At 54.5% G+C, this 12,426-nt stretch carries 13 protein-coding genes; 4 read left to right on the top strand and 9 right to left on the bottom strand.

Translation table 11 applies throughout. The features are described 5' to 3' along the window. Nucleotides 1–47 precede the first annotated feature (47 nt). Nucleotides 48–587 (bottom strand): TetR/AcrR family transcriptional regulator, encoded by a 540-nt coding sequence (locus ACKVOS_RS07645; protein ID WP_409211420.1) that lies wholly within the window; start codon nucleotides 585–587, stop codon nucleotides 48–50. A gap of 140 nt (nucleotides 588–727) precedes the next feature. Between ACKVOS_RS07645 and ACKVOS_RS07640 the strand changes: the two genes are divergently transcribed. Beyond that, nucleotides 728–1,126 (top strand): DUF2141 domain-containing protein, encoded by a 399-nt coding sequence (locus tag ACKVOS_RS07640; protein WP_409211448.1) that lies wholly within the window; start codon nucleotides 728–730, stop codon nucleotides 1,124–1,126. A 126-nt stretch (nucleotides 1,127–1,252) separates the two neighbouring features. Further along, entirely contained in the window at nucleotides 1,253–2,092 is an 840-nt protein-coding gene (locus ACKVOS_RS07635) for an SDR family NAD(P)-dependent oxidoreductase (protein WP_409211419.1), read from the top strand. 314 nt (nucleotides 2,093–2,406) lie between these two features. On the opposite strand, the gene ACKVOS_RS07630 is transcribed toward ACKVOS_RS07635, so the two are convergent. The 5 genes from ACKVOS_RS07630 to ACKVOS_RS07610 form a co-directional block, all read right to left on the bottom strand. After that, the gene (locus tag ACKVOS_RS07630) at nucleotides 2,407–4,053 is read right to left on the bottom strand and encodes an ATP-binding protein (RefSeq protein ID WP_409211447.1); all 1,647 of its coding nucleotides are present in this window, start codon (nucleotides 4,051–4,053) and stop codon (nucleotides 2,407–2,409) included. A gap of 169 nt (nucleotides 4,054–4,222) precedes the next feature. Then, nucleotides 4,223–4,987 carry a TIGR02186 family protein gene (locus tag ACKVOS_RS07625; protein WP_409211418.1) on the bottom strand — a complete coding sequence of 255 codons (765 nt, stop codon included), beginning with the start codon at nucleotides 4,985–4,987 and terminating at the stop codon, nucleotides 4,223–4,225. Further along, on the bottom strand, nucleotides 4,984–5,898 hold the full coding sequence (locus ACKVOS_RS07620) for a sulfite exporter TauE/SafE family protein (protein WP_409211417.1): 915 nt from the start codon (nucleotides 5,896–5,898) through the stop codon (nucleotides 4,984–4,986). Before ACKVOS_RS07620 ends, ACKVOS_RS07625 begins: the two co-directional genes overlap by 4 nt. Before the next feature lie 53 nt (nucleotides 5,899–5,951). Further along, on the bottom strand, nucleotides 5,952–6,953 hold the full coding sequence (locus ACKVOS_RS07615; protein ID WP_409211416.1) for a hypothetical protein: 1,002 nt from the start codon (nucleotides 6,951–6,953) through the stop codon (nucleotides 5,952–5,954). A gap of 1 nt (nucleotide 6,954) precedes the next feature. Continuing rightward, nucleotides 6,955–8,343 (bottom strand): glycosyl transferase family protein, encoded by a 1,389-nt coding sequence (locus ACKVOS_RS07610; RefSeq protein WP_409211415.1) that lies wholly within the window; start codon nucleotides 8,341–8,343, stop codon nucleotides 6,955–6,957. A gap of 103 nt (nucleotides 8,344–8,446) precedes the next feature. Here ACKVOS_RS07610 and nhaA point away from each other — a divergent pair, with 103 nt between their 5' ends. Both nhaA and ACKVOS_RS07600 read left to right on the top strand, forming a co-directional pair. Then, entirely contained in the window at nucleotides 8,447–9,661 is a 1,215-nt protein-coding gene (gene nhaA / locus ACKVOS_RS07605) for a Na+/H+ antiporter NhaA (protein ID WP_409211414.1), read from the top strand. A 1-nt stretch (nucleotide 9,662) separates the two neighbouring features. Further along, nucleotides 9,663–10,958 carry a hypothetical protein gene (locus ACKVOS_RS07600; RefSeq protein WP_409211413.1) on the top strand — a complete coding sequence of 432 codons (1,296 nt, stop codon included), beginning with the start codon at nucleotides 9,663–9,665 and terminating at the stop codon, nucleotides 10,956–10,958. Here the strand turns inward: ACKVOS_RS07600 and ACKVOS_RS07595 are convergent. The 3 genes from ACKVOS_RS07595 to ACKVOS_RS07585 are packed head-to-tail and all read right to left on the bottom strand — an operon-like array spanning nucleotide 10,955 to nucleotide 12,389. Beyond that, nucleotides 10,955–11,338 carry a type II toxin-antitoxin system death-on-curing family toxin gene (locus ACKVOS_RS07595; RefSeq protein ID WP_409211412.1) on the bottom strand — a complete coding sequence of 128 codons (384 nt, stop codon included), beginning with the start codon at nucleotides 11,336–11,338 and terminating at the stop codon, nucleotides 10,955–10,957. The genes ACKVOS_RS07600 and ACKVOS_RS07595 overlap by 4 nt on opposite strands. 5 nt (nucleotides 11,339–11,343) lie before the next feature. Further along, on the bottom strand, nucleotides 11,344–11,571 hold the full coding sequence (locus tag ACKVOS_RS07590; RefSeq protein ID WP_409211411.1) for an AbrB/MazE/SpoVT family DNA-binding domain-containing protein: 228 nt from the start codon (nucleotides 11,569–11,571) through the stop codon (nucleotides 11,344–11,346). Then, nucleotides 11,568–12,389, bottom strand: a complete 822-nt coding sequence (locus ACKVOS_RS07585; protein WP_409211410.1) for a transglutaminase-like domain-containing protein — start codon at nucleotides 12,387–12,389, stop codon at nucleotides 11,568–11,570. The genes ACKVOS_RS07590 and ACKVOS_RS07585 overlap by 4 nt, the downstream gene beginning before the upstream one ends. Nucleotides 12,390–12,426: the final 37 nt, after the last annotated feature.

Below are 12,426 nucleotides of genomic sequence, written 5' to 3'. Positions count from 1 at the left end.
GCCCTAACCCACGAGTTCGAATAACTCCTCGATAGTCGCCAACCTCTTCATTCGGGAAAAAATTGTGCCATTAGCAGTTGCAGTTGCTGTTCGTCATTTTCTGATTGTCGCTCAAATATCTGAACGGGATTAAGAAACGGCTCAAGGACTGTTGTCATAAGATCCAGCCTCACTGTTTTCTCTTGCGCCGTTTCCCCGATGCTGTCCGCATAATCAGCTATTTGCAGGCCGATCCTGAGCCGAAGCCCGGTCAGGTGGTTTGCAACCGCTTCGGGATGATCCGAAAAGGCATGTCGAAAAACCTCGATAGCAGCTGGCTCATTTTCCAACTTGCATCTCAGATATCTATGTAAGGCGATGACGATCGCTGTGCATATTTTCGCCGGGGATTTTTGCTGAGTCGCGGCCTCATCAATCAAATCGTCCGCTGCCCTCAGCCAATCTTGCACCAGCGCGTCCAGAATTTCGATCTTGTTGTTGAAATGGCGGTAGATGTTTGCGTGAGACATCCCCATATCTTCGGCAAGCGAGACAATGCGCGTTCGCTTTCGCCCGTAGCGGTGAACGTGGATCAGCATCTGCTCCATTATGCGCTCGCGTGTTTCCAATTCAAAAGCCTTTCACTGTTGACTCACCTCACGAAATTACATATTACATTTTTTGTAACATTGAAAGTTCGATCATGAGGTCTTCCTGCTTAGCATGATTCGCAAGGGCAGTCGCCACTCTGCTTCTGGCGGGCATCGCAGCGCCTGCACTCGCCGGGGATGTCTCGGTTCAAATTGATGGAGTCAGGTCGCGCGACGGCCAGATAATTTGCCGCTTGTTCAAGGCAAAATCGAAGTTTCCCCGCAGCGGATATTTCAAATCAGAAACAGCGCCGATCAGCGGCGGCAGGGGCTCGTGCCTGTTCAAAAATGTCTCCGCCGGCGACTATGCGATTGCAATCGCCCATGACAGCAATTCGAATAACAAGCTCGATATGAACTTCCTCGGTATTCCATCGGAAGGCTTTGGATTTTCGAACAATGTGTCGCCGAAATTCTCTGCACCAAAATTCAAGGACGCGGCTTTTGATGTTGCAACTGATGGAGCGACGCTTCGAATCAAGATGATCTATCGATAGTCAGCCGTCATACCAAAGGACACTCACAACATGCCGACCTGTTTTGACGGTGGCCGATGCCACACGCCATTGAAGAATAGTTATCTTCGCGTTGCAAATTCAATTTTCAGACAAAAGTCGAGCACTATGCTGTGCCCCGAAACGGAGTGCCTTGTGGGAAAACTGGCGCTTGTCACTGGCGGCAACCGGGGAATTGGACTGGAAATCACCAAAGGATTGGCGAAGCGAGGCGCAGATGTAATTGTCGCCGCGCGGGGCAATGTAGACACGCACGCTCAATGTCGACAAATTTCCGTAGAGACGGGGAGGCGTATCTCGTTCCTAGCTCTTGATCTCGCGGATAAAGATTCAATTGCCGACGCGGTTCTCGAACATAAGTGGCAAGGTCATAACGGAACGATAGATATATTCTGTGCAAATGCTGGCATCTCTGAGACGAAATGCCGCCGAAACAACGAAGGGATTGAATTGTGTTTCTCGGTCAATTGCCTCGGCCATCATCGGCTTTTTGAGGCATTTATGGCCAGCGACTGTCTGGACCAAGATGCACGGATCATATTTACAACCGGCGACATCTACGTACTTTCGGATGATTGCACGCCCGATTTTGCTTTTCGCGGACGGTCGGTTTCGGCTTACAGCCGGAGCAAACTCGGCAATTTGTGGCAACACTATGAAGTTACCACTCGCTATCCCAATTTGGTCTGTGTCGCCGTCCATCCGGGTGTTGTTGCAACCGAACTGGAAGGCAAGATCGACGGAATCGTAGGCTTTTTCAAACGTCGACTGATGATCTCGCCCTTCCTGGGGGCACAGGCAACGCTGATCGCGGCAACTCAGGATTTACCGAGCGGAACATATTTTCATAACAAGCTTGGCTGTATGAAACTCCGCGCCGGAGACGAGGCGAACAATGACCAAAAAAGGTCAGTGTTTTGGGAAGCTCTATCTGCATCTTCTCGTTGAGACGCTTCCATTGGTAGCAGCTCTAATCTGTCTGCTATCGGAGCATGCACCCCCAAAAGCCGACGTTCCGGACTCCACAACATTCCAGACGTTACGGATACTTTTCGGACACCCTGAAAACCGGACACTTGTCCCGGGTGACGGGGGGGTGGACGACATCTTATTTCCCCAAGGCTTGTAACTTTAACCCTGTTCCGTTTTCCACAACATTACTAACATTCCCGCCATCTGCCCGGCACACTGAAAACCGCCATTCGTTCATAGGGATATCCTATGAATAGCTCGTGTGTTCGTCTTTATGGGTTGCTTCCGTACTACCGCCCCTGCGCGCGCCACCTTCTTACCACGCGTTCCAATATCTCGCTTTCGCCGCCGGTTTCCTGCCAAAGTACGCTGAATAGCGGGTCTTCGGATGCCGGGCGCTTTTCTTCCTCGAGATTGTCGAGCGCGACGCGGATGGGGATGCTGACACCTTCGCCGCAGATGATGCATTCGCGGTTACGCAGTGCGGGAATGGAATCGAGGAAGCCGCGGGCACCTTCGGGCATGGCGGCCCGGACAAAGGCCTGGTCACGGTCATTGTTCAGGCGCATCGAGATGATCGTGCCGCACTGCGACAACACACCTTCGGCCAGATCGGACGGACGCTGTGTAATCAGGCCCAGCGACACGCCATATTTACGGCCTTCCTTGGCGATCCGTTCCAATATGGATCGTACCGCGCTGGATTTGGATACGCGGTCGGACGGTATGTACCTGTGGGCTTCTTCGCAAACCAGCAAGATGGGGCGTTGCGGTTCGTTGCGCGACCAGATGGCATAGTCAAAGACAAGCCGCGACAAAACGGCAACCACGGTCGAGGTAATGTCGGATGGAACGCCCGACACATCGATAATCGAAATCGGCTTTCCACCCGAAGGCAGGCGGAAAATCTTGCCGACAAAATCGGCCATCGTGTCGCCCACCAGCATGCCGGAGAACATGAAATTATAGCGCGGATCGGCTTTTAGTTCTTCGATCTTGCCCTTTAACCGCATGAACGGTGCGCTGTTGGTGGCCTTGTCCAATTTGCCCATTTCGGTCTGGATGATGTTGGTCAGGTCAGATAACAGATACGGGATCGGTGCATCGACGGTCAGCTTGCCGATGCTTTCGGCGATCCGGTTTTTCGACCGGGCCTGCAACAGGCACCGGGCCAAAATATCGCTGTCGATTTGCTTGTCGTCGCCGGTGGACGTTACAAATACTTCGCAATGTTCGGCGAAATTCATCATCCAATAGGGCATGGCGAGGTTGTTCACATCGAACAGCGCGCCGTTTTTCTTGAACGCCGCTGAATATTCGCCATGCGGATCGATCATCACGATATGGCCTTCGGGTGCGATATCGCAAATCTTGTGCAGGATCAGCGCAGCGCTGGTTGACTTACCGGTACCGGTCGACCCCAATAAAGCAAAATGCTTGCCCAACATGGCATCGACATAGAGCGCTCCGCGAATGTCCTTGGTCGGGAAAACAGTGCCTATTTCGACATGGGCGCGGGCGTCGGCGGCGTACACCTGCTTCATATCAGGGCTGGAAACCGCATAGACCTCGCTTCCGGGGACCGGATAGCGCGTGACACCGCGGCGGAAGTTATAGATTTTGCCGGTCAGACGTTCTTCATCGCCTTCGCCCAGAAAGTCGACAGCCGCCAAAATGACGCCCTGTTCACGTTCATGCAGCTTTTGCGTGCGGATGCTGGCGAGCAGCCATGTGCTGCCGACGCGGATTTTGATCTGGCTCCCTACTTGTCCCGCCATTGCAATGCTGGGGTCGTGATGGCCGATGAGATCGCTTAATACACCGGCATCCAGCGTCACTTGAGATCCGGATCCCGCGATTTCCATGACAAAACCGATATGATGCAATGTCGACCCGTTGGAAGGTTCCGGCACGGCCGCACGTGCGGCTGGTGCCATCGCCACTGGTCCGGCGTTGACCGCCGACATGCCGCCGCTGTCCAAAGGCTGCGCTGAAGAGAATTGATGGTTGCCGCTGATATCCATTGCCGAAAAGCCCTTTATGTTGGGGCCGACCCTAGGGATAGAAAGTAAAGATATATTTACTATCCGATATCAACTTTTTGCGTCAGATACGCTGGAAAATATATCCGGCAAACCAGCCAAGCAGCAAGGATACAAGCACCGCCATCGCGCCGTAGAACAGGGAATAATCCTTGGCCAATATTGTGACCAGTTGTTCAAAGCCGGTTTTACGGACGCGTACTTCGACCTTGTCATCGGCAACAATCACACGGCCGTCGCGGATCAGCAGGGTTTCGGCGACATAGGTGCCGACCGGAACGCTCGACGGGATTTTCAGGCGGGCACGGTACAATACCTGATCGGTAATTTCGACCGATCCCGCTTCCTGGCGGAACAGGCCATTGCGTTGTTTCAGGTCAACAAGGCCGTTGCTGAAACGCCGCTGTTCCTTCGCATCGACTTCGCCGCTGGGGGATAATTGCAATTTATCAAGGCCAAGTTCGTAAATGGCCGCCGTTTTGCTGTCGACGATGGTGCTTAAGGGACGCGATGATGCGATTGCGTAATAGGCCGGCACCGATCTGAAATCGCTGCTGTCGGCATTGATCCAGATGCCCGCAATCTGTCGCTTTTCACGTAAGGTGATCGGCCGGGCCGGGCCGCGCAAAACAACCGCCACATCCACCTGTCCTTCCGGAGCCACGCCTCTGGGGTAGATGATCGCGCCGAATAGCAGCAGTTCCGCGCCGGTAAAGCCGGACTGGATATTGATCTGGCGTTGCGACACATCGGGGACAAGCTTTGGCACCGCTTGCGGCCAAATGGCGGTCGGCATGGTCAACAGGATGAGCGCGAGCAACCATCTCATAACGCCTGCACCGTATAGATTTCATCCGGCCGCCAGCCAAGGCCCAAAGCCATGCGGATGGCGACCATCAGGACAATTGCCGCAAGCAACAGGCGCAGATATTCGGGCCGCATCCGTTGCGCCAATCGGGCACCAATTTGCGCGCCCGTAACGCTTCCGATCAACAGAAATACCGCGAGCACGATATCGACCGCCTTGGTGGTCAGGCTGTGCATCATGGTGGAAGCCATCGTCACAAACAAAATCTGGAATAAGGATGTACCGACCACGACCTGCGCGCCCATGCCGAGCAAGTAAAGCATGGCAGGGACCATGATAAAGCCACCACCAACGCCGAGCAGCATCGTCATGATACCTGTAATGAACCCAAGGATTAAAGGCGCGAGCGGCGAGATATACAAGCCCGACCGATAGAAACGCCACCGCATCGGCAGGCTTGCGACCAACGGATGATGCCGCCGCTTGGCCGCCGGAAGCGGTCTGCCTGCACGCAGCGCGAGGACACTCAACAGGCTTTCTTTGGCCATCAATCCACCGATGCTGCCCAGCATAAGCACATATAATAAGTTGATGACGGTGTCGATCTGCCCCAGTGCTTCCAAAATCTCGAATATCGCCGCACCAGCAGCCGTGCCGAACATTCCGCCGACCACCAGCACGGCGCCCATTTGAAAATCCACCCCGCCGCGTTTCATATGTGCAAAGACACCCGACACGCTCGCCCCTGTGACCTGTGTGGACGCAGATGCAGCCGCCACGGTAGGAGGAATGCCATAAAAGATCAGCAAGGGTGTGGTTAAAAAGCCCCCGCCCACACCGAACATTCCCGAAAGCATCCCAACCGCACCACCCAGGAGGATGATGACAAAGGCATTGACGGACAAATTGGCGATGGGAAGATAGATATCCATGGGTTGTTATCTATGACCCTAACCCGTTTTCGGGGCAGGATAAAGACCGGGTCTCAGAAACTGGTGGACAATGTCACAGCTGGGCCGCTGGCGGGTGCTGCATCGCCTGCGATCCGGGTACGCCAGTCGGCGCTGACATGAAATCGGGTGTCGGCAATCTCGAATGTATGGGCGATGGTCGGGCCCGCATCGATGCGAAAAATGCCGGTTTGTCCTCCGCCCCAAACTCCAAATCCGGCAGTCACCGGGGATGCACCCAATTTGCGGGCCGCACGCGCCGAAAAATCGAAGAAAGGGCCGCCGGCCTTACCTGTTATGTACCCGGCTTGTGCGTAGCTTTCCAATCGGGATTGGAAGGGCAAATCAATGGTTTTACCCCCCGCCAGATACGCGCTGAAAGCGTCAACTCGGTCGTTACGAAAGCGGCGCTCAAGGGTGAACGACAGCGGCACCTTGCCGGTCGATCGCCATCGTAATCCTGCCGAAAATTCGCGCTCATTTGGGTCATGATGCGCCAAGGCACCTCGCAACTGCAGGGCAAATTTGGCTTCGGAGTTGGTATCGTTTGGCGCAACCAAAGGAACGGCGACCACAAATCCGCTCTGGCTACCGCCATATTGTCCGGCCGTCGAAAGCGCACCTCGCGATGAATGTACCCTAAAAAAGCTGTAGGCATAAAATGTCACAGCCGCAGGTCGAGGTTCCGATGTTCGCAACGGACCAGACCATTTCGTCAGTTCTAATGTCCCTTCGCCCTCTTCGGCAACAGGTGCATTTTTGATTTCCTCGTGAATTTCAAAGCCGCGCGCGCTCCGCTCGATTTTATGGACGAGTGCGTCCATCCTGTCTGGTTTTGATAATAGCTGATAATGTACGCGCGCCATTGGACTGGGTGGAAGGATCACCGCTTCAGCGGGCCGGATGCGCTTTTGCTCTGTGATCGGCGTCCGTATTTCGCTTGGATTGGGATTTAGATCGAGTGCGATAATTCCAACCCGGGCGGTCACCCAGAATAGCGACAGAGTGGCCAGAAAACGAAACTGCCACCCTTGCATGTCAGTATGTGCCGCGGGGAATGACGGGCACGATAACATGGTCGGTTTTGTCCCATCGCAATGGCGCGCCAAAGCAATGTCGCAAATAGGTCGCAAACGCCCGCCGTGCGGATAAAATCGCGATTAGATTTCCCACAACAACGCGCGGTATCGACAACAGTGCTTCAACCGGGCCGTAAATTGAACCTACAAATGCCGCCCTTACGCCCAGTCGCCAAAACAGGAACAGGGAATTCACCAGTAAAAGATAGTTCAATACAGGTGGCATCTGTCGGGACGCAAATGCGCCCTGGATGTTGAAAAACTGCCCGAACAGGAAAGAGGCAATGCCAAAATAGGCCAAAAAGATAACAAGCGCCGCGAATATCGATCGCCGATCATGCAGCAACATCCATTTCTGCGCGAAGCCACCGTTCCAGCCTAATCTATCCCAGCCCGCAAACGCGATGCCGGTCAGCCAACGGCTCTTTTGCCGGACTGACGCCGATAGCGTTTCAGGAAAGCACGACCGGGTCCCAACCAGCCGGCCGTCATGCCCAATCTGTCGCGCCATCGTGGTCCGCCCACCTTGGGCACCAATTCGCAAGCCCAATTCATAATCTTCGGTCAGGCTGCTTTCGTCAAATGGCTTTCCTCCGTTTTGCGCAGCAATGCGGCCCAGAGTGCCCCGTTCAATGGCACAGCCGACCCCGGCCAAAGGCAGAGCGGCGCCCAGCGCCTCCCGGACGACCATCGTCTTGGCGTGCGATTCTGCAAATTCATCGCAATAATGGCCGCTTACCCATCGCGATTTCCGCGTTCGTATCGGAATGACCGGCAATTGGACCGCCTCATATTTCCCGATGAGCCGGTCGAAAATGGCCATTTCATCGGGATGTACGGCGTCTTCGGCATCATGCAGAATAATCGCTTTGGCCTTGTATCCTCTCGTAATTTCGTCGTTGACCAACGCCGCCCATAAGCCGTTCAAGCTATCCGCTTTGGTGGTCGGTCCATCATGGTCCAGCATGACAGGACGAATGTGCGGCGCATGGCTTGCAATTGGCATGATATTGGCAAAAGACGCTGGATCATTGGGATAATGGCCAACGTAAATATCATAGCGGCACGGGCTGTCTTTCCAGCTGTCCAGACAGTTTTGCAACATGGTGCCGATGACAGCGCTTTCGGCCCAGACAGGAACAAAAATCGCCATTGGGCCGTCCTGCCCCGGGGCTGGCTGATCGGGCACCTCCAACATTTGTGGTGTCCGGAAATGGCGGAACACACGGATGCCGACCCACGCCGCATCGATGCACAGATCATCAAGAGCGCCCACAAGAAACCAGAACGCTCCGAACAAGAGCAATTCGTCCTGAATGGACTCCAAAATTGCGAGAGCATATATCATCTTATACATTGTAATACTTTGTATAAATATCAAGACAAGGAAATTGAGCGGCAAAATGTCCCCCGCTTGCCAAGGCTAAGGAGCGGATGCATAGACGAGCGCAATGGGAAAACTTGAAACTTCGGGGGCAGGGCGCTCCGCTTTACGGACATTTCTCGCCAGCGAAGCAGCGGGCGGGATTATTTTGATGGCCGCAGCGGCGTTGGCGATGATATTGGCCAATTCTGTGTTTGCGGGTGATTATTTTCACCTTATTCATGCCGAAACAGGGCCGGAACTGTCACCAAAACTTGGCCCGATGACGGTGCATCTGTGGATCAATGACGGCTTGATGGCGCTATTTTTCTTGCTGGTCGGGCTCGAGATCAAACGAGAATTCGTCGATGGGCATTTGTCGACCTGGGCCGACCGCCGCTTGCCCGTCATTTCGGCCTCCGCCGGAATGCTTGTTCCGGCGGCGGTCTATCTTGTCTTTGCCGGAGGCGATCCTCAATTGGTTCGCGGTTGGGCCATTCCCGCAGCGACCGACATTGCCTTCGCCATAGGAGTCCTCGCGCTTTTGGGGAGCCGGGCACCCGCCTCACTTAAACTGTTCCTCACAACGGTTGCGATCGTCGATGATATGGGCGCGGTTGCGGTTATTGCCCTTTTTTATACAGCGGAATTGAATCTGACGGCACTGCTATTGGCGCTGACCTTATGGATAGCGATGATGGCGTTGAACCGGTTCAAGGTCACAATTCTCTGGCCTTATCTGATTCTTGCAGCATTGCTCTGGTATGCAACGCTGCTTTCGGGTGTCCATGCCACCATAGCGGGTGTTCTGGCGGCCTTTGCGATACCATTCCGGCGCACATTGGCGGCTCCCGACGCGGCCGATTCGGCTTTGCACCGGTTGGAGCACGCATTGGCCAAGCCCGTTGCTTTTTTGATCGTGCCGATCTTCGGGTTCGCCAATGCCGGGGTATCGTTGGACGGCGTAACCCCCGCTTCGCTCATGGCACCACTGCCTCTGGGCATCGCCCTAGGGCTGTTCCTTGGTAAGCAACTCGGGATATTTGGCAGCGTGTGGCTAAGCGTGAAAATGGGCATCGCGCCGCGGCCTAGGGATGCAAACTGGACTCAGGTTTACGGCGTTGCTCTTCTGTGCGGCATTGGTTTTACGATGAGCCTGTTCATCGGCGGTCTCGCATTTACCGATGCCGAACAGGGGGATGCGGTCAAGATCGGGGTTCTGATGGGTTCGCTCTTGTCAGCGATCTGTGGTTATGGTCTGTTGCGTCTGGCATCGACCAATTTGACAAAGTCCGGAGAATAGGATGAAATTTCGGCACATGTTGCTGGCATTATTGACGATAACCCCTGCTTTTGCGGCAATGCCCAAATCTGCAGAGCCTGTCGTGCTCAATGACATAGCGGATGCATATATCCAATTGACGCTGGAAGCTGGCACGCACGAAGCCGAATATGTCGACGCTTATTATGGACCGGCTGAACGGCAAGAATTGGCCAAGTCCGCACCGCGCAGTTTGGCAGAACTGGTTAAGGATGCCCGTGCTTTGACAGACAAAGTCGACGGCACATTATCGGTGCTGACGAACGATACCGACCGTCGTCGTGCATTGGCCATTCGCGGTATGCTTGTTGCGGCGCAAACGCGTTTGCAAATGCTGGGAGGACGAAAATTTTCCTTTAATGAGGAAGCGAAAGGGCAATTTGCAACCGAGCCGGAGCTCAAGCCGCTCGCACATTTTGAAGACCTGCTCGCCAGACTGGAAAAATTGATTCCGGGTAAAGGACCTTTGCCAAACCGCGTTGACGCGTTCAACGAACGCTTCACAATTCCGAAAGAAAAACTGCAAACCGTTTTTGACGCTGCGATTGCCGAATGCAAGCGGCGGACGGCGCAATATATCACTTTGCCACAAGGCGAAGCCTTTACGATGGAATTTGTGACAGGCAAAACATGGTCGGGTTATAACTATTATAAAGGCAATTATAAAAGCCTGATCCAGATCAATACCGATTTACCGATCCGCATCAGCAGGGCGGTCGATCTGGGATGCCACGAAGGATATCCCGGGCATCATGTTTTGAACCTGTTGGTCGAAGAGCGGCTGGCGCGTGCCAAAGGCTGGAAGGAATATGAGGTTAATCCCCTCTATAGCCCGACCAGCGTCCTGTCCGAAGGTAGCGCCAATTATGGCATTGATTTGGCCTTTCCGGGCCCGGAGCGGTTGGCCTTTGAACGTGACGTCCTGTACCCGTTGGCGGGCCTTGATCCGCGAACAGCCAAAGACTATTGGGACATGCAGCAAATGACCGAAGCACTCACAGGTGCGCGTCTGACCATCGCCAAAATGTATCTCGATGGCGAAATCGACCGGTCAAAGGCGTTGGAATTGACGCAGAAATATTTGCTGCTGTCACCAGCGCGCGCCGAACAGTCCGTGGCTTTCACCGACCATTATCGCAGCTATGTCATCAATTATGGCTGGGGGAAGGATTTGGTGCGTGGGTATATCGAACGCGGTAGTACCGATCCTACAACACGGTGGCAGCGGATGGAAAAGATCTTGAGCGAACCGACGCAACCGGCAGATTTGCTGCCTTAGACGAGGTGGAGGCGAAACCAGTCGGTGAGTTCGTCTTCGGATAATTCACCAGCGGCGAGGGCGACGAACGCAACGACCAACTCGGCATCGGTAGCCAAAAGCGTCGCACCATTCAGCATAAGAAATGCTTCGCTGACCACTGCCGCCGTGCGCTTGTTCCCGTCTATAAAAGGATGGTTTCGGGCTATGCCATATGCATAGCTTGCCGCCAATTCCGCCATGTCGGGGCTGCCATATTGTGCGAGGTTTTGAGGGCGGGCCATCGCACTTTCGAGCAAACCAATATCCCGGACGCCTTCACCACCGCCAAACTCGGCTAGCTGCTCGGCATGCACGGCTACGGCTACCTCTTGGGCAACCCAAATCCATTTTTGCGACATTGTCGTTACTTTGCAAGTTCACGCAGTGCGCGCTTACGTCGCGCCATTATCTCTCGCGCGGCTTTCATCTGAGCATCGAAATCTACATCATGCGGTTTAAGCTCGAAACCCGTCGCGGTGTCAGATTTGCTAAGGACGTCCCCCACTTTCGCTTGCAAGCGATCCAGGTCGCGCTTGGGCAGGATGACTGCGGCACTATTACCGACTTTTATGATTTTAACCGTATCGTTCATACGGTCGTTATAACAGGCGGGTCGCCTTGCGGCAAGACACTTTTCTCAACCTTGACGCTCTGCGAAATCAGGTTGGCGGTTCCGAAAATGGTCATGAAGCTGATATCTGTGGCATCGCGGCCCACCGCAATGCGGACCAGATGTTCTTCCGGGGCCAGCCGCGTCGGGTCGATCAGATGCCAGCGCCCCTCCAGATATACTTCGACTACGGCGTGAAAATCGGGCGGATCTATGCCCAGACCATAGCAGGACACCATGCGCGCGGGCACATCGGCCGCACGGGCAAAAGCAATCAGGAGATGGGCAAAATCGCGGCAGACGCCCCGATGCGAAATGAATGTGTCAGTTGCCGTCGAACCTGATCCAGAAAAACCCGGTGCATATTCGATATTGTCGTAAATCCATTCCGCCATCTGCAAAATGCGGTCGCCCTTGCCCGGGCCGTCAAAGCGGTTCGCGACAAAATTTTCATGCCGGTCCGACGGGCAATAGCGGCTGGGCATCAAATATTGGATATAGGCAGGCGGCAATTCGGCATGGGCAACGGTATCAAGTCCGGCGATTTGCGTCGGCGCACGGTCGATTGCCGCAGTGGCGGTATAGACGATGTCGATCCGTCCCTCGGCATGCAGCCATGTCCTGCGGCCAAGTCCGTCCATGCCATCGATCGTCGTCAGCGGGGAACAGTCTCCCTTGACCTTCAACAAATCGGTCAGCAGGCGCTGGTCGTCCATGGGGATAGCTTCCACGGCGAGAAGAACGTCGGCGGGTTTGGGCAGGTGGTAATTTAGGGTGGCGGTGATGGAAACACGGGTCATACTTGCGCCATCGGGCATTTAGAGGGGAGGCGCAAGC

Source organism: Sphingorhabdus sp. (assembly GCF_046154385.1).
Lineage (GTDB): Bacteria > Pseudomonadota > Alphaproteobacteria > Sphingomonadales > Sphingomonadaceae > Sphingorhabdus_B.
The sequence above is the reverse complement of the archived record's forward strand: the minus strand, read 5'-3'. Positions and strand labels throughout refer to the sequence as shown.